A 23,523-nucleotide genomic window follows, 5' to 3' on the forward strand; every position below is an offset into this window, starting at 1 on the left:
ACCGGCGGACTATTGTAGAGAGAGCCACGCGGCGTTGAGAGTCGGCGACCAAGCGTCAGCCGTCAGCCGTCAGCCGTCAGCCGTCAGCCGTCTCGGTGCCCGGGGCGGCACCCGCACCGTCCACGCTCGCCGCACCAACGGTGCTGTCCGGGGGAGCGTTTTCAGCCGCCTCTTTCGCGGCCGCGGCCTCTGCGGCCTTCTTCGCCTTTGCGTTGGCCTGTCGGGACGCCGCGCAGTCGTCCCAGGTTCGGCTGTGGTCCTTGGAGGCCCACGGGGAGGTCGCCACTTCCCCCTCCGTGGCGCTCGTGCGCTTCTTTGGAACACACGGCTTGCCCCAGTAGTTGTGGGTAGCCACGACATCTTCGGTGGAAGACGACTGGAGCAGGAACTTGGCCTCACCCAGGAAGTCGTTTGCGCTGTCAAGGTCCCCGCCGATCGTCGGCGTGGCGGTTCCCTCGATGCCCAGGTGATAACTGGGGTTGTCCAGGAAGGTGTTTCGTACGAGCGAAGGCGCACTCTTGCCGGACGCCACGACACCGAAACTGTTTCTGGCAATGGAGCATCCATCGATCACGCCGCCAGCATCTTCGAACACGACGCCGACATTGATGTTGTCCTCGATGGTCGCATTGGTGACGATGACTGACGAACTCTGCGCGAGAATGCCTGTGTCCCCGTTTCCGTTCACCGAGCCGCCTTCCACGGAGAACTCCGCATCGGAGGCCTGAATCCCCACGAACAAGTTGTCCGAGAACGCGCACTCCTTCAAGGACAACGCTTCCGAGGTGCCGGTGATGTACACACCAAACGCTTCGCAACCGGTGAAGGTGCAGTACTTCACATCGGCGGTGGCATACTGCACGAACAGGGCCGCCTTCGTGCAGGCGCTGACATCGCACCAGTGCAGGAACGGGTTGGAGCGCCCATGAATGGCGATCCCGTAAGTGCAAGCCGTGACCTTCACATGCTGGATGACAATCTCCGTCTCCGCATTCAGCAGGATTCCCCGCTTGGCAAGATCCGCCCCGGTCACAGTGAACCCGATCAACTGGGTGGAGTTGCTGCAACTTTGCGCCAGCACGACCGCTTCATTCTTCGAAGGGCCGCCGTAGGTGATGATCGTCTCATCCGGACCCGCCACCGACTTCACAATGAGGCCGTCCTTCAGGAAGAGATTCTCCTGATAGGTTCCGGGTTCCACGAGAACGGTGTCGCCGAACTCCGCGTGCTCAATGGCGTCCTGAATGGCGGGATAGTCCGCCGGGACATGCAGAGTGGCCGCACTCGCCGCAAGCGGCAGGAGGCCGAGGACGACGAACGCGGTCCCCCGAAGGATGCGGTAGGCCTGAAATGTCGGCATCTTGCTCGACTCCTGTCTGCGGACACCATGTTCCATGATTGCGGCGGCGCGTGCCGGTTGCCCCGACAGGGCCGCGCATTGACACTGCCTGAAACGCTCTGCTAGCGTCGAAACCAGTGAACCGCACCGACTTTCAAGTACGATCCACGCGATGTCAAGTCCACGAAGACGCGCGCGAACAGGGGGCACTGTTGGGAAGAAGGCGTCGCTCGGAGCGAGATCGCCCGCCGGAGCAACCGGTGGGTCGAGGGTCCACAGAATCAGAACCGGACGAAGCGGCGATTGTCGTGGGGCTTCGACTTCCGGCGGTGGATCGGTCCGCCTGTGAGGAGAGCCTCGACGAGCTGGCCACACTGGCGCGCGCCTCCGGTGCGCGTGTGGTCGGGCGCGAACTCCAGAGCCGCAGCCGGGTGGACGGGCGCACATTCATCGGTGCGGGAAAGGCGGCGGAGATTGCCGAAAAGGCAGGCGAGGCGGGAGCGAACCTCCTGCTTCTCGACCACGACCTCTCCCCGGCCCAAGCGCGCAATCTGGAGGAAGCCACGCACCTGAAGGTCCTCGACCGAACGGAACTCATCCTGGATATCTTCGCGCGAAGAGCCAGAACCCCCCGCGCGCGCATTCAAGTAGAGGCGGCCCAGTTGGAGTATATGCTCCCGCGCCTGACGCGCCTTTGGGAGCACCTGTCGCGGCTCGGCGGCGGGATCGGAACGCGCGGACCCGGGGAGACGCAGATCGAAGTGGACCGCCGGCGCATCCGGAGCCGACTGGCCAACCTCAAGAAGAAGCTCCGCAGTATGGATGCGCAGGGACCCGTCAGGCGGAGGCTTCATGACGGCCCGTTCCGCGTTGCGCTGGTTGGCTACACGAACGCGGGAAAGAGCAGCCTCATGAACGCCATGACCAAGGCGAAGGTGCCGACCCGTGATCGTTTCTTTGAGACGCTGGACGCCACGACACGCGTTCTTCCGCTCGGTCCCGGGTACCGGGCAACACTCACGGACACCGTGGGTTTTCTTCGACGGCTTCCCCACACGCTGGTGGAGTCGTTCCGGGCCACGCTCGAAGAGGTGTCCTCGGCAGACCTGCTCCTCCATGTGGTGGACGCCGCGTCTCCGGTGGCGGAGGAAATGTCGGAGGCGGTGGAGTCGGTCTTGCGGGAGATTGGGGCGGGCGAAATCCCGACCCTCACTATCTTCAACAAGATGGACATTGCGAAACCGGACGCGTGGCCGGGGTTGTGCGGGAAGGATCCGGCGGAACCGGACACGGTCCACGCCAGCGCGCTCACCGGAGACGGATTGGGCGAGGTGTGCCGCGCGATCCGGGAGCGAATCAGCCGCGACTGGATTCGCGCATCAGGACCGGTCCCCGTGAGTTGCGGCAGGCTTCTCGCACGGCTTCGCTCCGGAACGAATGTGCTGGCGGAGGATCGCTCCGGGGAAGAAGTGCGCTTCACCGTGATTGCCCCGCCGGAGGAGTGGCAGAAACTGCGGGCTCTCTTTGCCGACGACGCCCCGGAACTCTTCTCGGGGAACCCGGGACCCCGGGACCACCGACCGGTGGGCCATGGTTGATGCGCCGCGCCCGGAAGTTCTTGTCGGCACCTCCGGATACAGTTTCCCGGACTGGAAGGGACCCTTCTACCCCCCGGGCACACGCAACACGGACATGCTTCCCCACTATGCGACCCGGTTTTCCGTCGTGGAGGTGAACACGACCTATTACCGCATGCCGGACACGAAGCTACTCGGGCGCATGGTGGACCGCACGCCGGACGGGTTCCGGTTCATCGTAAAGGCGTATCGCGGCATGACGCACGACCCCGCCGAATGGAAGAGCGGGGCCATCTGCGACCCCTTTGTCGACGCGCTCCAGCCCATGCGGGAAGCGGGACGCTTTTCCGGCGTGCTGCTTCAGTTCCCGTGGCGCTTCCGCAATACCCCGCGAAGCCGCCGGCACCTTGCGGACCTTCGGCGTCGCCTGCCCGAGATCCCGCTCTTTGTGGAGTTTCGCCGGGAAGAGTGGGCCAGGGAGGCGGTATACCGGTTCATGGAAGATCACCGGCTCGGGTGGTGCTCGGCGGACGAGCCGAACCTTCCGGGACTTCTTCCGCCGGTTCATCAAGTCACCAACGGAACCGGCTATGTCCGACTTCACGGCCGAAACCGGGACGCATGGTGGGGGCGGTCCGGGAAGGACCGGTACGACTATCTCTATTCGGACAAGGAACTCACTGACTGGGCGAAGAAGATCCGTCACGCGGCGGGCCAGGCAGACCGGACCTTTGTCTTCTTCAACAACTGCTACGCGGGGCAGGCCGCCGAGAACGCCCGCGTGATGCAGGAACTGGTGAGTACCGGCTAGCGGTCGGTCAGCAACGGGTCGTCGTCCGTCACGCGCTGATGAACCACACCCCAGGTGCCGGGGCCCGTGTGCGCGCCGACCACGCCGGTGAACTTGCCGCGCAGGACCTCCACGACCTCACACTGCTTTCGCATCCTCTGCTCCACATACTTCACGGTCTCGTTGTCCATGTCGCCGACCATCCCCAGACGAATGCGCGCGCCCTCGGGGAGTCGTTCTCGCAGTTCGCTCACGAGTTTCGTGCGTGCGTCGGCGTCGCCTCGGCCGCGTGCCACCGATCGCACTTCTTCATTGATGAGCGACAACACGGGTCGCATGTCGAACAGGTTCCCGATCAGGCTTTGCGCGACATTCACGCGCCCGCCGCGCCGGAGGTATTCCAGCGTTGCCACCGTGAAGACGATTCCGGTCTCCTCCCGCCAGGCGCGCAACCATCGGAGAATCTCGTCGACGGAGGCGCCCCGCCTGGCCAACCGCGCCGCGTTCATTGCGAGCATCCCAAGCCCCAGGCTTGCGCTCCGACTGTCGAAGAGTTCCACTCGCCGTTCCGGCATGAGCGCGATCCCGCTTTTCGCCGACCGAACCGTACCGGACAACTTCCCCGAGATTGCCAGCACCACCACTTCGCGGTCGGCCCGGATTCTCTCCAGCGCTTCCACGAATGCGCGGGGGGGGGGCTGGCTGGTGGTGGGAGACCCGCCCTCGTCCCGAAGCTTGCGGTAGAACTCATCGGTAGAAAGGTCCACCTGATCGCGGAAGACCTCGTCGCCGAAGAGAATCTGTAGAGGCACGATCTCGATTCCCAGTTCCTGACGGACCTCCTCGGGAAGGTCGCCCGTGGAATCGCAGACAATCGCGACGGTCTCGCCCTGTTGGTCCAGCGACACGATCGGAGCGATCCCGCCGACCGCGCTGTCACGGCTCTGGAGTGACATGTCGTCCACCTTCCGCTCTTCGATGGTGCCGAGGCGCCCCGCGATGCGAAAGACCTCTTCCGGGTGGTTCGTATGAATGTGCAGCTTGAAGAGCGTGGGTGTCGCGGCCACCAGAAGCGAACTCCCGAGCCCCGAGAAACGGGAGCGAAGCCTCTCCGGGTGGTAGCCGCCGCCGCGCACCACCACTTCCGTGCAGAACCTCTCCGCGAGATCGCCATGGTCTCCCTTCGGATGGACGATGGCCTCGTGGAGAACCTCTTCCGAAAGGCCCGGCGACGGCTTCCCGAGAATCTGGTTTCGAACGCCGTCCAGGAAGTTCACGAATCCCTGTGCGCCCGCGTCCACCACCTTCGCCTCGCGCAGCACAGGCAAGAGGTCCGGCGTCTGCGCAAGTGCCTCGTGAGCGGCGGCAGTCACTTCGTCGAGAAGGCCCAGAACATCCTGCCCGGCATCGGACGCTTTCTGTGCGGCGTCGCTGGCTGCGCGCATGGTGGTGAGAATGGTGCCCTCGACGGGATCGTCGAGCGCCCCGTACACCGCGTCGGTGGCATCCGTCATGGCGCGTGCCAGTTCCGAACTGCCGATCCGCGCGTTCCCGGAGAGACCTTGTGCCATGCCGAGGAACCAGTGCGCAAGGATGGTTCCGCTGTTTCCCTTTGCGCCAAGGACGGACGCCTCCGCCACCGCGCGACTGACCCGGTCCAGGTTTCGGTCGCGGGAATCGCGCAGCGCACCGGCAATGGCCGAAAGCGACAGTGCCATGTTCGTTCCCGTATCCCCGTCGGGGACCGGGAAGACATTGATGCGGTTCAGGTGGTCCCGGGTGTGGAGGATTCCCTCCGCCCCCGCGAGGACCGCCTTGCGGAACCTGTCCCCATCGACATAACGGATACGCATGGGCGGGATGGTACGCGAGTGTCCGGCCCGCCGACAAGCAGCGAGCGCGAGGTCAGTGGGCGCGTGGGCCGGTCACCGATTCGGGCATGGGGACGGCGTTCACAACCCGCTCGGTTCCGTCCAGGCAGACCACAGACAGCCGCCCCAACGGGGAATCGGCGGGTTCCTCCTGCAGATCCTCGGGCTCAGGATCCGTGACCTCAGAGTCCGGTGCGGGTGGAATCCAGGATTTGCGTCGGGTGGGTCGGTCGCTACTCATGAAACTCCCCTTCGTCCCAACCGCGCCGGGGCCCTCCCCGGCGTTCGGTCATCAGCTTGGCGCTCCGTGCCGCCAGAATGAGCGGCACCATGTAGTCGAACTCCCCGCGCTCCTTCATGAACGCCCAGGGGTGCCCCTTCTCGTTGCGGAGAAACCGTCCTCCCGGATCATAGCGGGCGATCTCCTGATCCTGCACGCGGGAAGCCAGAAGAGCCTCCACCCGTACGCCCGGATCTTCCGCCCCCCAGCGGTAAATGCCCAGATAATTCTTCGGAACCTCCTCCGCACGAAGGTGGAACGGAAGACTGAACACCGCGAGCCGGTCCACCCTGCCGTGCCAGTCTTGGGTGTGGCAACGCCCGTCGAGGCTCCAACCGAACTCCAGAAGTGATCGTCCGAGTTCCGCCCACGGGCACTCCGGCGGGAAGAAGGGACCCAGAATGCGGGCCTCGAACTCCTTCCGCGTAAAGACATGTTCCGACTGAACGGACATCCGCCGCCCCCCACAACCAGAGACACACTTCCACGCGGAAGATCGCGCAACGAAAAGCAAACCACCCGGGAAACGGCCGCCCGGCGCGGCGCGACCGGGGGGCAGGTCCGCGCAGGGCTGGATTGCCAGTGCGAAAACTCCCGCACGGACCGTGAAAGTACAATATGGGGTGCCCGGGAGGCCGTCAAGGTCGGGGTGGTGGAGGTGTGCCGGGGGTGGTAGCCTGCATCGCGCAAGGAGGACACCGTTGGATATCCGGCAGACCGCATCACTCGCAATCCGGGATTCCTGGGGCGAGCGGGAGTTCGCCCGATGGCTGGGCGAGGCTCTGGATGACGAAAACACCGCGGGCGCGCGCCTGGAGGCGCTTGTGAAAGCACTGCTTCGTGCGGGGGCGCCGGGAGCGGCTGTGCGACTCACGGAGGCGGCCTTCGCGAAGGGGGGTGGTTTTCGTCCACAACTCTCCGGTGCGGCGGGCGACGCCGTGGCGAAGTCGCTGGAGTCGGAATGGGAGGCGTCGACCTCCGCGGAGGGGAGTGTCGGCGACTGGGCGCTCTGGGCCACGCGGGCGGCCGACCTTCGGCGGATGCTTCGCGGAGGGGTGGCCGCCGCGCCCGGTGGACCCGCGCCTTCCGGGGGTGCGCACCGCCCGAGGACGCTGGTTCGCCCGAGGGGCCGCGGCTCTTCCGGCGGGGCGGAGGTGGCTGTGGGGATCGGCGCGGACGCGGATGTTCTTCCCGACCCGCTGGACGAAGGCGCTCTGCAGGAGTTCTACCGGTCGCGCGCGCTGGAGCCGTTCCACCGGAATCTGGCGCTCTTCCTGGAAAAGCGCGGCCTGACGCGACGGGAACTGGCGCGTCGCATCGGCATCAGTGAATCGTATCTCTCACAAATGCTCTCCGGGCGCAGGAAGCCGAGCCTTCGGCACCTTGCCGCGATGGCGCAGGCGCTGGACACCGCCCCGGGTCGGCTTCTGGGAGAGCGGGATCGCGCCGAACTGGAACCCGGAGACTCGGACACCTTTCGTCCGGGCAGGATCACCCACCCGCACGAGGCGCTGGCCGAACACTTCGAAGTCCACTTTTACCCGGGGCCGGATGTCCCGACAGACGGGATTCTCGCACGCACGCACCTGGTGACGGCACCATCGCGAGGGCCGCAACTCTGGAGTCTGGACCACCGCTATCTTCTTCGCGACCACTCCGGGAGACTCCACATTTCGTCCGATGCGGGCCCACTGGACGGCGGTTGCGCCCGGCGGTTTGCGCTTCTCGACGGGCGGCTTGTCCGGACCCCCCTTCGGCACCCCAGCGCAGAGGACCCGAAAGAGACGACGACCGACGGAACCGTGCCGTTCCCGGAACCCGCCTTCACCTTCCTCGGGCGAATCCACGGCGCATGGCTTGGCCCTACGGCGCGAGGCGGGGATGCGCCTTGACACCGCGCGGAGGCGCCCCGGATATTGCCGCTCTTGTTGGCAAGACTCCGGAAAGGCAGGGTACGCGTCCATGACCCGCGCGATTCTTCACGCTCTGGCGGTTGCCCTGCTTCTGGTCGCTCCCGCAGTCGCCACGGACATCCCCGACCCGACCCCGGTGCCGCCGCCCGCCGTGGAAGTGCGCGAGGGTGCCCTGTCCGGCCCGATCGACCCGGATGTCTACATGGTGGGTCCGGGCGACCTCTTCACGGTCACCATCCGCGCCGGAGAGGTGGTCTCGCTGGCAGCCGCCGTGACCCCGGAAGGGAACCTTGTCCTGCCGGGCATCGCGGTCGTTCCGGTGGCGGGCCTTTCGCTCACGGGGGCGCGCGCCGCGGCGCTCTCCCGCATCGGGGAACAGTATCGCGAGGCGGCGGTGAGCATTGCGTTGACCGGGCTTCGCCGGATTGAAGTGCATGTTCTCGGCGCGGTGGCCAACCCCGGTCCGCGCATCGGCACCGCACTCGATCGCGCGGGCAGGTTGGTGAACGCGGCGGGCGGTGTACTCGACGGCGGCAGCCGGCGCAACATTCGCATTACCCGGCCCGGTGGCGAGGAACGCCGCGTGGACCTGGCGCGCTATGAGGCGCTGGGAGACCTGGATGTGAATCCCCCCATTCTCGACGGAGATGTCATCCTCGTTCCCTTCGCCAAGGGACAGGTGTCCATTCACGGGTCGGTCGAAGAGCCGAACGCGTATGAGTTTGTCCCGGGTGAAACCGTCGAGGGGCTTGTCGGTCTCGCGGGTGGCGTGTCCCGGGAAGTGCGGGCGGATTCGATTGAGGTCCGGAGCTTTCTGGACGGAACACGCACGCGATCGGAACTTCTCCCGTGGGCGCAGGGGTTTGCGCGAACCCTGAGCGAGGGCGACCAGGTCTACATCCGGTTCCGGCCGGACTGGCACGAGACCCGCAATGTCGAACTGGAGGGCGAGTTTCTGTCGCCCGGGCTTTACGGAATCAACGAGGGCACCGACCTGCTCTCGGATGTTCTCCGTCGCTCCGGCGGCTTCACGCCGGAAGCCTCTCTTCACGACGCCACGGTGGTGCGCATTGCCAGGAGCGACATCGTCGACGCGGAGTACGAACGCCTCAAGCAGGTTCCCATCGAGGAGATGACAGAACTGGAGTACGCGTACTTCAAGACGAAGTCACGCCAACGGCCGGGCCTTCTCGTGGTGGACATGGAACAACTGCTGGCGGGAGACAAGGGAGAGGACATTCTCCTTCGCGACGGAGACCGCGTCGCGATTCCCCGCAAGACGGAGACGATCGAGGTCGCCGGCCAGGTGGCTCGCCCTGGACGCGTGACATGGGTGAAGAGCAAGCCGCTGGCGTGGTATGTGAACCGCGCGGGAGGGTATTCCTCCAGCGCGCGCCGGAGCCGGATCCGCGTGATTCGCGGAGCCACGGGAGAATGGGTCCCGTCCCGGAAGGCGGGGGAACTGCTGCCCGGCGATGTCATCTGGGTACCCGAGAAGCCGGAGCGGGACTGGTGGAAGACCGCGCAGGAAACGGTCCGCTTTGCCGCGTCGGTGGCGACCGTGTATCTCGTCATCCATCAAGCCACCGGCAACTAGGAGGGCGCAGTGGATCAGGAATCCCTCGGCTCGGTGCTCTTCGCGTGGCGGCGGTTTGTCTGTGCGGTGACGGCGGTTGCGGCGGTCGTGTCTGTGGTGGTGAGTCTTCTCCTGCCGCGATGGTATGAAGCGACCGCAACCTGCATGCCGCCCGAGAAGGGCTCGCCCGGCGGGTCGCTGATGATGGGCCTGTTGGATCAGTTCGGCGGCGGGATGGCGTCGCGAAGCCTGCTGTCGAGAACCCCGGAGACAGACATCGCGCTGGGTGTGTTGAAGAGCCGCAGCGTGCGCGCGAAGGTTGTCGACCGCTTCGACCTGACAGAGGTCTACGGGTCCCGAACGCCGCAGCACGCCACGGAGAAACTCGGCAAGCACATCACGGTACGCACCACGGCAGAGGGGATGCTCGAGGTTCGCGTGGAGGACAGGGACGGGCAACGCGCCGCGGACATGGCGAACCTGTTCTTGGAACTGCTCGATCAGCACAATCGCCGGGCCAGCGTGGAAGACGCCCGCCGAACGCGGGAGTTTGTGGAGGGCTGTCTCGCGGAGAGCCGGACGCGACTGGAGGCCGCTTCCTCCGACCTTCGCGCGTTTCAGGAAGAGCACGGCGCGATCGCGCTGGCGGAACAGACACGGGTCACCGTCGAGGCCATCGCGGAACTTCAGGCGCAGCAGGCCCAACTGGAGATCACCCGGGGAGTCTTGTCCGACCATGCGCTTCCCGGGGAGATGCGCGTGGAAGAAGTGGACGCACGCCTCCGCGAGGTCGCCCGGCAGAGGAACGCCCTGGAGGGCACGGGCGCGCAAGATCACGGCGCGTCCGGCGCACTGCTTCCGTTGTCCGGCATCCCGGCCATTGGGGCGCGGTTTGCGGACCTGACCCGGGAGGCGATGGTTCGCGAGAAGGTCTACGCCTTTCTCACGACACAACTGGAGGAAGCGCGCATTCAGGAGGCGCGGGACCTCCGAACCGTGGACATTCTCGACGAAGCCATTCCTCCCGTCAAAAGGGCCAGACCCCGACGGAGCCTGATCGTGGTACTGACCTGCGTGCTGGCCCTGCTGGGCACCATGGGGGTGGCGCTGGTCACGGAAACGGCCCGAACCCAACTGGCCGGAGGCCCCATGGAGGACCTTCTTCCCGTCAAGGCGCTTCTGTCATTCCGGTCGTGGGCGGTCGGGGGTGCGGGCGACCCGCCCTCGGGGTCGCCGCAATCGTGATCGACGAGGACGGCTGGCCGAACCTCTTTATTGTCGGAGCGGCGCGTTCGGGAACGACCTCTTTGCACAGGCACCTGGCCGGGCACCCGGAAGTTCACATGTCGGAACCGAAGGAACCGCACTTCTTCTCCGATGCCGGAACAGACCCGCGCGGACTGGTGCTCCGGGTGACGGACCCTGTCGCGTACCGCCGCCTCTTCGCGGGGGCGAACGGCAAGACCATTGTCGGAGAGTCCAGCACTTCCTATGCGTGGGATCCCAACGCCCCGCGCCGGATTCACCGGAAATCCCCCGACGCGAAGATCATCCTCATCGCGAGAAACCCGATTGAGCGGGCGTTCTCACACTACCTGATGGGGGTTCGGGAAGGCCTGGAGAGCGGTAGTTTTTCAGAAGCCCTCGCGCGGGATGAACGCCGCACGGAAAAGGGGTGGGGCGTCTCCCGGCTCTATGTGGAACTGGGGATGTACTGCGATGCCGTGATTCGTTTTCGCGAGACATTCGGAGAGGATCGCGTTCGGGTCCTCGTGTTCGAGGAGATGACGCGGGATACGGAACAGACCCTGCGCGAAGTCTGTGAGTTCCTCGGGATTGACCCCGGCGGGGTGAGCGCGGAAGGGTTGGACACGGCACACAATGCTTATGGCGCACCCAGGAACCGGGCGTTCGCCCGCCTGCTGGGGAGTTCGCGATGGGTGGGGCTTCGACGGAGGTTGCCGTCCCGCGTGAGGAAGTTCTTTCGGTATCGGCTGCTCTTGCGCACGGGAGGCAAGCCGTCTCCGGACCCGGCCGCCCGGAAACTGCTCCGCGACAAGTACCTTCCGGAGGTTCGACGATTAGAGGAGGTCCTTGGACGCTCCATGCCCTGGCCCGACTTTTCCGGAGGCTGATTCGAAATGACCGGCGAACGAATGTTGTCGGGGGCCGCCGGGCGAGGCGTGATCGCCGCAACGCTGATGGCGGCGCTGGCCACCAGCGTCGCTTTCTTTCCGGCCAAGACGGCGTTTCTGGTTCTCACGCTTGCGATGTCCGGCGCACTGATCTGGAAAGTCGGCCTTCGCCGGGGCGCGTGGCTGCTTGCGTTGATCACGATTCCGCTCAGGCAACCGCTGGGTTCGGATGTGCTGGGGACGATCACCCTCTACTACGGCGATGTTCTGCTCTTCACGCTTCTCGGGGCGACTCTCTGGCGGGAAGGCCTGTCCGGCTTCCTGCGAAGCACGACACTTCGCATCGGCCTTGCGATTCTCGCGATCAGCACGGCGGGGCTCTACGGAGCGCCGCAACCCATTCACGGACTGGAGACGGTCCACCGCATGGCGGCGCAACTTGCGGTCTTCGTGATTGCGAAGAGCGAGATTCGTACGGCAGGGGACGCCAGGCAATCGCTGCTGGCGTTTCTCGGCGGGCTGTCCGTCGCCATGACCTACGGGCTCTATCAGGCCTCGCTGCCGGTGACGCCGGGGGCGTATGTGGGGTGGGCGACCGCGCACGCCGCCTACGATGCCGGGACCGGCGACATGAAGCTCCGCATCTTCTCCACCTACGATCACGCGCTTCACTTTTCGCATGCGCTGTCCGTGGGGTTCGGGCTGGCGCTCGGGCTTCTGTCCGGTCGACAGGGAGTCTGGGGGCGCGTGTTCCTGGGCGCGGTTGTGGTGGCCGCGGCCACATGCAACCAGCACACCTACTCCGTGGGCGGCGCCGTGGCCGTCGGGTCGACGGTGGCGGTCTGGAGCGTGCTGGGTTCGCGCCGCCGCCTTCTGGTGATCCTGCCCGCACTGGTGCTCGTCTGGACGGTGTCCGCGCCGGACGCTCTCTACCGGCGACTCGACCAGGTGTTCAGCGGGAAGTCCACTTCCGCCATGGCCCGGATCATCACCTACCACCAGGTGGCGGAGGTGGTTCGGGACCACCCGGTTCGCGGAGTGGGATGGGGGGGGATTTCGCGAAGTCTGGATCAGGATTACCGCACCTCCCACGCTCGAAGTGTCGCGCTGACCGCGGAGAACCTCTTTCTTCAGCGCGCGCTGGCCATGGGCGTGCCCGGGCTTGCGCTGATGGTGGCACTCTTTGTGCTCTTCGCGAGGAATGTGGCGAAGGGTCGGCCACCGCCGGGGAGGTCGCGCCCGGAAGAATGGCCGAGAGCCGCGCTGATACTGGGCGGCACGGCGTTTCTTGTGCAGGGGATGGTCATTCCCGTGGGTGACGAGAGCAGCAACTACCTCCTGTGGTTTCTTCTCGCGATGGCGGAGCGAATGCACGAAGCCACGACAACCTCCGGGGGTGCGTGACGGTCTCGCTGATTCTGGTGAACTACAACGGCGGATCGGAACTCGCCGGGCACCTGGAGCGCCTCGCGAGAGGTCCGTGCGCGGAGGAGTCCGAGATTCTCGTGGTCGACAACGGGTCGGACGACGGCAGCGGACAGCTTGCCGCCCAGCGTCGGATTCCGGGTGTGCGTGTGCTCATCGAGCGAGAGAATCGCGGGTACGCGGCCGGAGTGAACCGGGGTCTCCGCGAAGCCACGGGCGATGTCTTTGTCATCCTGAACCCGGATGTGGTTCCCGGGGAGGGGGCGGTTGCCCGGCTGGCTTCGGCAGCCCGCAGCCACCCGGAGTACTTCCTCTTGGGCGGCACCATTGTGGACAGAAGCGGCGCGGTGAATCGCTGCAGCGCGCGTCGCCGCCCGGAGGTTCGGGACATTCTGCGGGAGGGGTTCTTTCTCCCGCGCAGGAGGAGCGCGGAAGTCCGCCGCGTGATCGCCGGGGAGAGCGGCGTGATCTCGACGGACCTGGTCTCGGGGGCGGCCATGGCCGTTCTTCGCACGAACCTCGTCGCGCTCGGTCCCATGGACGAGGACTACTTTCTCTACCAGGAAGATGTGGAGTGGTGCGACCGTGCGCGGGCGACGGGGGGGCGCGTGGGGGTGGTGCCGGATGCGCGGTTCGCTCACGAAGGGGGGGCGTCCACCCGCCAGAATGAGGCGGCACCCTTTGCCGCCCGGGTGCTGTCCGACTACCAGTACTTCATCGAATCTCGCGGAGTGCCGGAGAGTCGGTTGCGCTTTCGGTGGCTGTGGCGACTGGGCTTTCGCGCGCACCTCTACCGCGCCGACGCGAAGTTCGGCATTCTGGGCGGCCGCGGGAACTCTCCGGAGCGCGCCCGGATCTACCGGGACCTTCGCGACGCACTGCGGGGCTTTCGCTGGTCGACAGTGGAGGGCGCGCAGAACGCCCATCCGGATCGCCTTCGAAGCGGGGTCACGGAATGATCCGTCGAATCGCACTTCTCGGGTCGGCGGGCTCGGTCCATGTCGTTCGCTGGGCGAACGCGCTGGCCTCGCGCGGGCGGGAGATCCACCTGATCAGCATGCATCCGCCTTCTCCGTCCCTGCGCCCGGAAGTCCACATACATCCCCTTCCCGTGCCTGCGCCCGCCGGATATGTGCTGAACGCGCGAAGCGTCCGCGCGGCCCTCCGGACGATCAGGCCGGAAGTCCTGAACACGCACTTCGCCAGCGGATACGGAACACTGGGGAGGTTGTCGCGCTTTCACCCGCACGCCCTGTCTGTGTGGGGCAGCGACATCGAGTACTTCCCGAACCGGTCCCGGATTCACCGCCGGATCCTGTGCGCCAACCTGGCCTCGGCCGACCGGATCTTCGCGACCAGCCAGGCACTCTTGCGCGGCGTTCGCGATCTTGCCCCCGGGGTTCCCGCAACGCAGACCCCCTTCGGCGTGGATGTGGGTCGTTTCTCGCCACGCACCAAAGCGGAGCCGGGCGGGAGCGTCACGGTGGGGACGGTGCGATCGCTCAAGCCGGTCTACGGGATTGACCTGCTGCTCCGGGGATTTGCGCGGGCCGTGGAGACTCTTCGCCGGACACGAGATCCGGCCGGAGACCGCATGCGGCTTCGGGTCGTGGGGGGCGGACCGGAAGCGGCGGCGCTTCAATCGCTGGCGCGGGAACTGGGCATCTCTGACCGAACGGAGTTTCGGGGGCGCATCTCCCACGATCGGATTCCGGAGGAACTGCACGGCTTCGATGTGTTCGTGGCGCCGAGCCGTCGCGAAGGCCTGGGCGTTGCGGTTCTGGAGGCCGCGGCGTGCGGGGTTCCCGTGGTCGCCTCGCGGGTGGGGGGGCTTCCGGAAACGGTCGATGACGGCCGGTCCGGCATCCTCCTTGAACCGGAAGATGTGGACGCGCTCGCCACCGCCCTCATTCAGCTCTGCACGGACGCGGGCCTGCGTGCCCGCATGGGTCGCCATGGGCGCGAATGGGTGCTCGACCGGTTTGCCTGGGAAGACTGCATCTCCACCATGGAAGACGCGCTGGAACTCGTCGGGCGTTCACACGGAGAGGGCGAGTGAGGATTCTCTACATCTCCCAGTACTTCCCGCCCGAAGTGGGCGCGACCCAGTCCCGGGCACACGCCATGGCGCGCGGGTTGGTACAGGCCGGACACAGGGTCACCATGTTGACCGAGTTTCCCAACCACCCGACCGGAGTCATTCCGCCCGGGTATCGCGGCAAGCTCTTCGAGAGGGACACGCTGGACGGAATCGACATCCTGCGCGTGCGGGTTCTCGCGTCGCCCCGCCCGGGTTTTGTCCGCAGGATGTTGTTCTACCTGAGCTTCATGGTGATGGCGGCCTTTGCGGGTGTGGCCGTGGCGCGCGGCCGGTTCGATGTCGTCTATGTCACCTCCCCGCCACTCTTCGCGGGGGCGTCCGCGCTGGTCGTTCGCGCCCTACGCCGCATCCCGATGGTGATGGAGGTGCGCGACCTGTGGCCCGAGTCGGCGGTGCAGTTGGGAGAACTGCGCGAAGGGTTCGCGTGCCGGATGGCGGAGCGACTCGAAGCGGCGTGCTATCGACACTCCCGGCGGGTGGTGGCGGTCACGGAGGGAATCCGGACGGCTCTGCAGGAAAAGGGCGTGCCGGACGCGCGGATCATCAGCATCCCGAATGGCGCGGACACGGACCTCTTCCGTCCGCACTCCCGGGCGAAGCGCCGCGAGGAGTGTCCGCTCGATCTGGAACCGGACGACTTTGCGGTTGTCTACACCGGGTTGCACGGCCTGGCCCACGGGCTGGAGACGATCCAGGACGCGGCGGAGATCCTGCGGGAGGAACGCACGATCCGCTTTGTGTTCGTGGGAAGCGGCCCCCGAAAGGCCGCGCTGGTGGAGAGGGCGCGGGGGCGCGGGTTGGATCAGGTCTCGTTTTTCGACGAAGTGCCGGAAGCCGACCTTCCGCACATTCTTGCGCGTGCGGATGTGGGGATCGACACGCGAAGAAAGCTTGGAATCACAACCGGAACCCTCCCGGCGAAGATGTTCAACTACATGGCGTGCGAGTGCCCGGTGCTTCTGGCCATCGAGGGCGAAGCGGCGGAGATGCTTGCCGGAGCCCGTGCGGGAGTCGCGGTGCCCCCCGAAGATCCGGAGGCGCTGGCCGGAGCGATCCTTCGACTTCGCTCGGATGCCGAGCGAAGGGTCCGTCTGGGGAAGAACGGCCGGGAGTTCGTGTTGAAGCACCACTCCCGTTCGGCCCTCGCCCGGAAACTGGAGTCGGTGTTGCGAGAGGAAACGGGTTTCTGATTGCGGTCCCGAACAGGCGGCCTCCTCCCTTGCCATGGTAGCGAAGACGCGTAGATTCGGTCGGGCGGGGTTTCGGGAGCAGCGCTCCGGGGTCCGGGACACCCGGTCGCCACGGAGTCCCGGACCGCGCCCGGTTCTTCCCGGGGAGGGGCAGGATGAACACACAGGAACTCTATCGCAGCAAAGTGGTCACCGCGCAGGAGGCCCTCCACAATGTACTGTCCGGATGTCGTGTGTTTGTCGGGTCAGGGTGCGCGGAACCGCAGTGTCTCGTGCAGGAACTCATCCAACAGGCGGGTCGCCTTCGAGACATCGAGGTGGTCCACCTCCTGACACTGGGCATCGCGGGGTATGTCGACGAGGACTTCTTCGGGCACTTTCGCCACAACGCGTTCTTTATCGGCTCGAATGTCCGCAAGGCGGTCCGGGAGGGTCGCGCGGATTACACCCCGATCTTCCTGAGCGAGATTCCGGAACTGATCACCTCGGGCCAGCGACCGATCGATGTTGCGCTGCTGCAACTGTCCCCGCCCGACCGGCACGGATACTGCAGTCTGGGCATCCATGTGGACATCCAGCAGGCGGCCGTCCGGACAGCCCACCATGTGATTGCGGAGATCAACCCGAACATGCCGCGCACTTTCGGGGACACCATCATCCATCTGGATGACATTGACGCCTGCGTGGAGGTTTCGGACCCCATTCTGGAACTCCCCGTCCCGGAGACCCCGGACGATGTTTCCATACAGATCGGCGGCCATGTGGCGCAACTCGTGGACCACGGGAGTTGCCTGCAACTTGGAATCGGGAGCATTCCGAACGCGGTTCTTCGGTTCCTGGGGGAAAAGTCGCACCTCGGAGTTCATACGGAGATGTTCAGCGACGGACTGCTGGCGCTTCTGGAGAACGGCAATGTGGACAACAGCCGGAAGGCGGTTCACCCGGGAAAGTCGGTCGTCAGTTTCACGATGGGCACGCGAAAGCTCTACGATTATGTGAACGACAATCCGTCCATTGAGTATCACGCGTCGGACTTCGTGAACGATCCGCGCGTGATCTCCCGGAACGACCGAACCGTGGCGGTGAACTCCGCGCTTCAGGTGGATCTTACCGGGCAGGTCTGTGCGGACAGCCTCGGGTATCGCTTCTACAGCGGCATCGGCGGACAGGTGGACTTCGTGCGTGGAGCGGCCATGAGTCGCGGAGGGAAGCCCATCATCGCGCTGCCCAGCACGGCGAAGGGCGGAGAAATCAGCCGGATCGTACCGCGCCTGGACGAGGGTGCGGGGGTCGTGACAAGCCGCGGAGATGTTCACTATGTCGTGACGGAGTGGGGCGTTGCGTATCTGCACGGCAAGACGATCCGGGAACGCGCGCTGGCGCTCATCAGCGTGGCGCACCCGAACTTCCGCAAGGATCTGTTGAACTTCGTAAAGCGGAAACACTATGTGTACGCGGACGAGGCCGCGTGGAAGCAGGAGACAAACCTGTACCCGGTGGAGCGCGAAACGGTGCAGGAGTTCGGCGGACAGGAGTTCCTCGTGCGCCCGCTCAAGGCCACCGATGAGCGTCCGTTGCAGGAGTTCTTCTACAGCCACGATCCAGAGACCGTTTATCACCGGTACTTCATGGCGAAGACGGAACTCGGACACAAAGAGGCCGCCCACCTGTGCCGCCTGGATTACGAACGCCGCATGGCCTTCGGTATTTTTCTTCAGGAGGGAAGGTCCGAACGCTTTGTGGCCGTCGGCCGGTACGACCTCAATCCCCGGAGCAACTACGCGGAAACCGCGATCGTCGTGGGGGAAAAATGGCGTCGTCGTGGAATGGGGCGGCACCTTCTGGAAGCACTTCTCACCCATGCGCAATCGTGCGGGATCGGCGGCTTCAAGAGCGAGGTGCTGGCAAACAATACGGCCATGCTCGAACTTCATCGGTCGATGGGGCACCCCATGACCTACCGGAAGGACGAGAATACCGTCACCATCCGATACAAGTTCGGCGATGATGTCCCGGCCGCGCCTCCGCCGACACAGGAGGATCGCCGGTAGACGGAGCGTTCGTGGGCCCTGGCAGAATCCGGAGTCCGGAACGGTGGGTTCCTCCTGGCGCACTCCTGCGGTAAGATCCGCGTTCACACCACCCTGAATCGGGGAGGAATTCCGCCATGCGACTCGCGACCCTTCTCTCTCTTGCAGTGTTTTGTGCGGGGACCGTCTCCTGCACCGGGTCCGGCGAATCGTCCGATCCCCGGGCGCTGTTCGTCCGCACCCTTGCCCCGGAGACCATCACACTCGTCGATCTGGGGTTCCTGTGCCCGCAAAGCCTCGAGGAACCCGTCGGGAAGAAGAACCGCGCGTACCTGCGCTTTGCGTGGGGTCAGGCACTGGTTGCCTACCAGGGGGGTCGCCCGGAAGAGGTGGACGGCCACCTGGAGGAAGCACGGGGCTACTTCGAACAGGTGGGGGAGCAGGATCCATACTGGCCGGAGCGTTTCCGGAACCTGAGGGCCGCCGCCCTCTACAATCTTGGCCGCGGAGATGAGATCGGGAAGTCCCTCGGGGAGATGGCGGACCCGAACCCGGAGGAGATGCTCGATATCCAGTACTCATGGGTGCTTGCATGCCAGGACCTTCGCAAGGGCCGGGAGGAAGCGGCCCGGGCGCGTCTTGCCGTGGTGAAGACCACAGATCGGTCCATTGGCCGACTGGCGGAGGCCGTGCTTGGCAGGCTGGATGGAACGGGCACACTCGAGGGGACCGAAGGGGCCGCACTTCCGGCCACAGAATAGCGCCCTGTGGGGAGGGTCTAGCGCACAGCTATCCCCACAAAGCTCCGTACCTTTGACACTTGCGGCCGCTGCCTGTTAGGCTGAGTAAGCGCGAAGGAATCTTCCCCTTCCCCCCGGTTCCTGGCGTGATGATCGGTTGCGTGGGTTCCTCCTCCCCCCCCCTGGCGGGCCGTTGATTGAACTTGGGTGCCGAGCGGCTTCACAAACAAGAGTGGAGTGGCGAGGTCACAGAGTCGATCCACCGGGAGGAGTGACCTTCCGCACACAGGACTTTGTGTTCCGGGCCGAGAGGGTCTGTCCGGATGCGGAGTTCGACAGAAAGAGAAAGGCGGCACAAAGAGGATGCGCCAGCGAAGAGTCCCAACACACTTGATAATGCTTCTTGCACTGCTTCTCGCGTTCGGGATGCTTCTCGTTTCACCGGTACTCGCCACCGATGATGACGGACGAGACATCAGCGGATATGGCGAGCCGACCGACCCCGAAGACATTCTCCCATTCCTCGACGATCTCGGAGGCACGGGCGGCGGTGACGGGGACGGTACCGGCGACGAGGGAAATCTCGCGCTCTGGGCGGACTTCCAGGACGCCTGCAGCGATGAAATGGACGATCTCTGGAACCGGTTCGTGGCGTGGGCCGCGTCGGTCGGGATCGAGATGGAGGGGGCTGCCCGGAGATGATTCCACGCCTCACAGAGCTTTCCCTTGTAGAGGGGGTACGGCGCGCGGAGCTGCACTACAGCCGCGGAATGTACTCCTATGCTCGCGAGGAACTGCTTGAGGTGCTGGAATCAGGGGTGGGCCTTGGACCGGACTCGACGGCGGAACTGTGGAAGCGCCTGGCCTTCTGCAATGCGGCGTTGGGGCGGGCGGAAGACGCGGACCACTGCGTGGAACAGGGGTTGGGGCTTGCGGGGGTTTCCGAGTGCGCCATTCACCGTCTGGGGGCGGTGCGTGGATACGCATCCTTCGTACGAGGGGACTACGCAAGCGCAGCCGAGCATTGTTCCGTGGCGGTGGCCGGACTTCGTGCGGTGGGGGACCACGAAGGTCTTTCCTCCGCGCTTCGCTGGCTTGGGCTGACCCACCTTCGCACAGGCAACATGGACGCAGCGCTGGAGTGCATCTACTGCGCGCTTGCCGAAGCCCGACAGGCCGGACTGGAAGCGGAAATCGGATTTGCACACGCCGCCATGAGCATCGCCTGCATCCAGAGTGCCCAGTACGACGCCGCGCTCCGGCATGGACGCGACGCGCTCGGGGTTGCCGAGCGGTTGGGCCACCAGTCGGGAATCGTGCGCCGCTGCCTGGATCTTTCGATTGCGGCGCGCCTCTCCGGGCAACTGGACCTTGCGGCATCGTACGGGATGCGCGCGCTGGCGAGCGCCGAAGAGGCGGAAACCTCCAATCAGGTTGTGAGTGGCCGCCTCGCCGTGGGGCGTGCATTCCGGGAAGCCGGACGCTTCGACGAGGCCCGCGAACTCACGGAAGGCGCACTGCCACTGGCGAAGGACGGCGAGCGCAAGAGAGACCTCGTTCTTGTCCTGGAAGACCTCGCTGACCTGGACACCGAAGCCGGAGATACCGCCTCGGCGCTGGCCGGATATCGCAAGGCCTGGAGCCTTGCCGTGTCCATTGCACCCGAAGGGGACCTGGTCTCCGAACTGGCGTGGAGGATCGGGGCCTCACTTCTGGAGCTTGGAGATCAGGAAGGCGCCATCTCCTGGATTGAGAAGGGCGTGGTGCTCTGCGCAAAGTCGGGCGAAGCCAAGGACAAAGCCCTGACGCTGCGGGCACGCGGATTGTGGAATGCGGCGCGAGGCCACCTGGAAGAAGCGCGAGCGGATCTGGACGAGTGTCTCACCAGCCTGGAGATTCTCCGGGTGCCCTACGAAGAGGCGCGGACCCACCTTGCCTTCGACTGCGCGCTGGCCGCCTGCGCCACCGAGAGCACGGCGTACCGCCCCGACCGCAGCCGCCACCTTGCCGCCGCGCGACGACTCTTCGATCGCATGGGTGCCAAGGCGGGTTCCCGGCTCACCGTGGAAGCGGAACGCCGACTTCTGGATTCACAGGGGTTGGGGCTGGGCCAGGCGGTCGCTCCGCGAGCCAGGGGTGCTCGGCTCCTCGCCACGAAATGGAGCGCACCGGCGTTTCTCGATATGCTGAAGGAATGCGACCAACTCGGCCGCACCACCCTTCCCGTTCTTCTCATGGGAGAGACGGGCACCGGAAAGACGCTGGTTGCGGAACTTCTCCACGAGGTGGGTCGCGGCGAAGAGGGCGAACTCTTCCCCATCAACTGCGCGGCCATGCCGGAACACCTTCAGGAGTCGGAACTCTTCGGGCACAAGAAAGGCTCGTTCACCGGTGCGGAGCGCGAGCATCCCGGGATCCTTCGCGAAGCGGCCCGGGGCACGGTCTTCCTCGACGAAATCGACAAGACCACCCTCCAGTTCCAGGCCAAGCTTCTGCATGTGCTCGACTCGCAGGAGATTCGCCCGGTCGGCGGGACACGGCGTATTCGCGTGGAAGCGCGCCTCATCTGCGCAACGAACCGCGACCTCTATGAACTGGTTGAGAAGGGCGAGTTCCTGGAAGACCTCTACCACCGCTTGGCCGCGGGCGTGATCCAGGTTCCCGCACTGCGGTTCCGAACCGAAGACACCATGCTGCTGGCCGGGATTCTGCTGGAAGAAATCTGCCGCGTGGAGCGCATGAGCGTTCCGAAGCTCTCCGACTCCGCGTGGCGCCTTCTGACCCGGCACGACTGGCCGGGGAATGTTCGGGAACTGAAGGCACTCCTGCATCGCACGGTGGCCCTGAATGCCGGCAAGGATGAGGTGGAGGTCGATGCGGCGGAGCTGTCCCGCTGCGCACCGGCGGGATCGCCCATCAGTCGTCGCGCCCGGGAGGGTGCCTCGGGAGCGCCACTGTCCGGCCGCCTGGAGAGTGCCGAGCGCGAGGAGATACTTGCCGCCCTGGAGAAGGCCGGCGGCGTTCGGAAACGCGCGGCGGAGATACTGGGCGTCTCATACCGTGGGCTGGGCAAGAAGATGGCTCGTTTGAAGATCGAGGGGGTCCGTGGAAGGAAGCGGGCCGAGTAGCCCACCGCCCCACGCCCTTCCACCCCCGGAAGCCCGAGGCCGCACCCGCGAAGTTCTTCACCTCGCGTGGCCCGCCGTCATCAACATGATCTCGATCACGCTGCTCGGCACGGCGGACACAATCCTCATGGGGCGCGTCGGGACCGAAGCGCAGGCCGGCGTGGGCATCGCGATGACCTTTCTCTTCACCGTGATGTGCTTCTTTCTGGGAATACTGGACATGGTGCAGACCTTCGTCGCGCGGGCGACCGGCCGGGGCGACGCCGGGAAGGCCGCCGCCTACGGTTCCGCGGGCTTTCATCTTGCGCTCCTGTTCTCCATCCCGACCGCCCTGACCGCCTTCGGTTCGGATTACTTCTTCGAGCTTCTCGGAACGACGCCCGAGATCATCCCGGCGGCGTCGGCGTACTTTCGCATCCGGATGATCGGGTGCGTGTTCTTCTACCTGTCGCGCACTTCGGACGCATGGTTCCGCGGCATCGGAGACACGCGGACGCCCATGTTTGTGACGGTGGCCGAGAACGCCCTGAATGTCGGGATCAGCCTTGTGCTGATTCTCGGATGGGAGCGCGCCGGGATTCCCGCCATGGGCGCGAGGGGGGCGGCACTCGGAACGGTGATTGCCACTGCGGCCCACACACTGGCGAATGCGCTGATTGCGGCACGAATGCGCGCGCGTGGGCGCCCGTCACCCGCATACTTTGTCCGAAGCCGGCTGGATTACCTTCGCAAGACCGTCCGGGTCGGGTTCCCGAGCGGCATCCACTGGTTGCTGGATGTCGGGGCATGGACGGTCTTCACCTTCACCGTGGCCAGCATGGGCCCCACCCCCGTGGCCGCAAACCTGATCGCGCTGACCGTGGTGCGTGCCGCATTCATGCCCGGCTACGGCATTGGAACCGCCGGGCAGACACTGGTGGGGAAGTACCTCGGTGCCGGGGACGATGACTCTGCCGAACGCGCAGGGTGGGCGACCGTTCGGGTCGGGGCGGTGTACATGGCGTTCATGGGAGTGATCTTCCTGACCTTCCGCACGCCCTTGGTTGCGCTCTTCAACGGCGACCCCGAAGTGATCTCACTGGGGGCACGCCTTCTTCTGTGGGGCGCGGTCTTCCAGTTGGGCGACGGCGTGTGCGTGACGCTGAACGGGGCGCTTCGCGGCGCGGGGGACACACGATTCGTCATGAAGGCCGGGATACTGACTTCGTGGCTCTTCTTCCTCCCGGTCACGCTGGTCCTGATTCATGTCTTCGGGCTGGGCGTGGAAGGCGGATGGATCGGGATCTGCGCGTGGGTCTTCTCCCAGGCGATTCTCTTCGCGAGAAGGTTTCAAGGCGGCGCGTGGAAGCGAGTTCTGAGAGTGGAGGAACCTCGGCCGGTTCCAGAAGCGGAAGTTGTGTGAGACAATGTTCCGCCCCCTGACAGGGA

General features: G+C 65.5%; 19 protein-coding genes. 15 read left to right on the forward strand and 4 right to left on the reverse strand.

Annotation, left to right across the window (positions count from 1 at the left end):
* Window positions 1-76: 76 nt before the first annotated feature.
* The gene (locus QF819_05445) at window positions 77-1,360 is read right to left on the reverse strand and encodes a right-handed parallel beta-helix repeat-containing protein (GenBank protein ID MDP6802606.1); all 1,284 of its coding nucleotides are present in this window, start codon (window positions 1,358-1,360) and stop codon (window positions 77-79) included.
* 239 nt (window positions 1,361-1,599) lie between these two features.
* Here QF819_05445 and hflX point away from each other — a divergent pair, with 239 nt between their 5' ends.
* Both hflX and QF819_05455 read left to right on the forward strand, forming a co-directional pair.
* Complete coding sequence (gene hflX, locus QF819_05450; GenBank protein ID MDP6802607.1) at window positions 1,600-2,937, forward strand: GTPase HflX; 1,338 nt, start codon at window positions 1,600-1,602, stop codon at window positions 2,935-2,937.
* On the forward strand, window positions 2,930-3,727 hold the full coding sequence (locus tag QF819_05455) for a DUF72 domain-containing protein (GenBank protein MDP6802608.1): 798 nt from the start codon (window positions 2,930-2,932) through the stop codon (window positions 3,725-3,727). Before hflX ends, QF819_05455 begins: the two co-directional genes overlap by 8 nt.
* On the opposite strand, the gene QF819_05460 is transcribed toward QF819_05455, so the two are convergent.
* The 3 genes from QF819_05460 to QF819_05470 are packed head-to-tail and all read right to left on the reverse strand — an operon-like array spanning window position 3,724 to window position 6,311.
* Window positions 3,724-5,559, reverse strand: coding sequence for a DegV family protein (locus tag QF819_05460; protein ID MDP6802609.1), 1,836 nt, complete (start codon window positions 5,557-5,559; stop codon window positions 3,724-3,726). The genes QF819_05455 and QF819_05460 overlap by 4 nt on opposite strands.
* 52 nt (window positions 5,560-5,611) lie before the next feature.
* Window positions 5,612-5,818: a hypothetical protein gene (locus QF819_05465; protein MDP6802610.1), complete on the reverse strand. Its 207-nt coding sequence runs from the start codon at window positions 5,816-5,818 to the stop codon at window positions 5,612-5,614.
* The gene (locus QF819_05470; protein MDP6802611.1) at window positions 5,811-6,311 is read right to left on the reverse strand and encodes a hypothetical protein; all 501 of its coding nucleotides are present in this window, start codon (window positions 6,309-6,311) and stop codon (window positions 5,811-5,813) included. The genes QF819_05465 and QF819_05470 overlap by 8 nt, the downstream gene beginning before the upstream one ends.
* 247 nt (window positions 6,312-6,558) lie before the next feature.
* Here QF819_05470 and QF819_05475 point away from each other — a divergent pair, with 247 nt between their 5' ends.
* The 13 genes from QF819_05475 to QF819_05535 all read left to right on the forward strand — a co-directional run bounded on the left by QF819_05475 (window position 6,559) and on the right by QF819_05535 (window position 23,497).
* Window positions 6,559-7,749, forward strand: a complete 1,191-nt coding sequence (locus QF819_05475; GenBank protein ID MDP6802612.1) for a helix-turn-helix transcriptional regulator — start codon at window positions 6,559-6,561, stop codon at window positions 7,747-7,749.
* Window positions 7,750-7,819: 70 nt separating this feature from the next.
* On the forward strand, window positions 7,820-9,367 hold the full coding sequence (locus tag QF819_05480; GenBank protein ID MDP6802613.1) for an SLBB domain-containing protein: 1,548 nt from the start codon (window positions 7,820-7,822) through the stop codon (window positions 9,365-9,367).
* 9 nt (window positions 9,368-9,376) lie between these two features.
* Window positions 9,377-10,591, forward strand: coding sequence for a GNVR domain-containing protein (locus QF819_05485; protein ID MDP6802614.1), 1,215 nt, complete (start codon window positions 9,377-9,379; stop codon window positions 10,589-10,591).
* A complete protein-coding gene (locus QF819_05490) occupies window positions 10,588-11,481 on the forward strand; it encodes a sulfotransferase (protein ID MDP6802615.1) in 894 nt (297 codons plus the stop codon). Before QF819_05485 ends, QF819_05490 begins: the two co-directional genes overlap by 4 nt.
* A 6-nt stretch (window positions 11,482-11,487) precedes the next feature.
* On the forward strand, window positions 11,488-12,885 hold the full coding sequence (locus QF819_05495; protein ID MDP6802616.1) for an O-antigen ligase family protein: 1,398 nt from the start codon (window positions 11,488-11,490) through the stop codon (window positions 12,883-12,885).
* Window positions 12,882-13,865: a glycosyltransferase family 2 protein gene (locus tag QF819_05500; GenBank protein ID MDP6802617.1), complete on the forward strand. Its 984-nt coding sequence runs from the start codon at window positions 12,882-12,884 to the stop codon at window positions 13,863-13,865. The genes QF819_05495 and QF819_05500 overlap by 4 nt, the downstream gene beginning before the upstream one ends.
* Window positions 13,862-14,965 (forward strand): glycosyltransferase, encoded by a 1,104-nt coding sequence (locus QF819_05505; protein MDP6802618.1) that lies wholly within the window; start codon window positions 13,862-13,864, stop codon window positions 14,963-14,965. The genes QF819_05500 and QF819_05505 overlap by 4 nt, the downstream gene beginning before the upstream one ends.
* Window positions 14,962-16,197 carry a glycosyltransferase family 4 protein gene (locus tag QF819_05510; GenBank protein MDP6802619.1) on the forward strand — a complete coding sequence of 412 codons (1,236 nt, stop codon included), beginning with the start codon at window positions 14,962-14,964 and terminating at the stop codon, window positions 16,195-16,197. Before QF819_05505 ends, QF819_05510 begins: the two co-directional genes overlap by 4 nt.
* 155 nt (window positions 16,198-16,352) lie before the next feature.
* A complete protein-coding gene (locus QF819_05515) occupies window positions 16,353-18,248 on the forward strand; it encodes a GNAT family N-acetyltransferase (GenBank protein ID MDP6802620.1) in 1,896 nt (631 codons plus the stop codon).
* A 116-nt stretch (window positions 18,249-18,364) separates the two neighbouring features.
* The gene (locus QF819_05520) at window positions 18,365-18,988 is read left to right on the forward strand and encodes a hypothetical protein (GenBank protein MDP6802621.1); all 624 of its coding nucleotides are present in this window, start codon (window positions 18,365-18,367) and stop codon (window positions 18,986-18,988) included.
* A gap of 369 nt (window positions 18,989-19,357) precedes the next feature.
* Complete coding sequence (locus tag QF819_05525; GenBank protein ID MDP6802622.1) at window positions 19,358-19,669, forward strand: hypothetical protein; 312 nt, start codon at window positions 19,358-19,360, stop codon at window positions 19,667-19,669.
* Window positions 19,666-22,095 carry a sigma 54-interacting transcriptional regulator gene (locus QF819_05530; GenBank protein MDP6802623.1) on the forward strand — a complete coding sequence of 810 codons (2,430 nt, stop codon included), beginning with the start codon at window positions 19,666-19,668 and terminating at the stop codon, window positions 22,093-22,095. The genes QF819_05525 and QF819_05530 overlap by 4 nt, the downstream gene beginning before the upstream one ends.
* Window positions 22,073-23,497, forward strand: coding sequence for an MATE family efflux transporter (locus tag QF819_05535; GenBank protein MDP6802624.1), 1,425 nt, complete (start codon window positions 22,073-22,075; stop codon window positions 23,495-23,497). The genes QF819_05530 and QF819_05535 overlap by 23 nt, the downstream gene beginning before the upstream one ends.
* Window positions 23,498-23,523: the final 26 nt, after the last annotated feature.

The organism is Gemmatimonadota bacterium (assembly GCA_030747075.1).
GTDB lineage: Bacteria > ARS69 > ARS69 > ARS69 > ARS69 > ARS69.

What these genes read in the sequence shown, in the direction of transcription:
- QF819_05445 (MDP6802606.1), bottom strand. Translation starts at nt 1,360, where the DNA reads ATGCCGACATTTCAGGCCTACCGCATCCTTCGGGGGACCGCGTTCGTC.
- QF819_05455 (MDP6802608.1), top strand. Translation starts at nt 2,930, where the DNA reads ATGGTTGATGCGCCGCGCCCGGAAGTTCTTGTCGGCACCTCCGGATAC.
- QF819_05460 (MDP6802609.1), bottom strand. Translation starts at nt 5,559, where the DNA reads ATGCGTATCCGTTATGTCGATGGGGACAGGTTCCGCAAGGCGGTCCTC.
- QF819_05465 (MDP6802610.1), bottom strand. Translation starts at nt 5,818, where the DNA reads ATGAGTAGCGACCGACCCACCCGACGCAAATCCTGGATTCCACCCGCA.
- QF819_05470 (MDP6802611.1), bottom strand. Translation starts at nt 6,311, where the DNA reads ATGTCCGTTCAGTCGGAACATGTCTTTACGCGGAAGGAGTTCGAGGCC.
- QF819_05480 (MDP6802613.1), top strand. Translation starts at nt 7,820, where the DNA reads ATGACCCGCGCGATTCTTCACGCTCTGGCGGTTGCCCTGCTTCTGGTC.
- QF819_05495 (MDP6802616.1), top strand. Translation starts at nt 11,488, where the DNA reads ATGACCGGCGAACGAATGTTGTCGGGGGCCGCCGGGCGAGGCGTGATC.
- QF819_05505 (MDP6802618.1), top strand. Translation starts at nt 13,862, where the DNA reads ATGATCCGTCGAATCGCACTTCTCGGGTCGGCGGGCTCGGTCCATGTC.
- QF819_05515 (MDP6802620.1), top strand. Translation starts at nt 16,353, where the DNA reads ATGAACACACAGGAACTCTATCGCAGCAAAGTGGTCACCGCGCAGGAG.
- QF819_05520 (MDP6802621.1), top strand. Translation starts at nt 18,365, where the DNA reads ATGCGACTCGCGACCCTTCTCTCTCTTGCAGTGTTTTGTGCGGGGACC.
- QF819_05530 (MDP6802623.1), top strand. Translation starts at nt 19,666, where the DNA reads ATGATTCCACGCCTCACAGAGCTTTCCCTTGTAGAGGGGGTACGGCGC.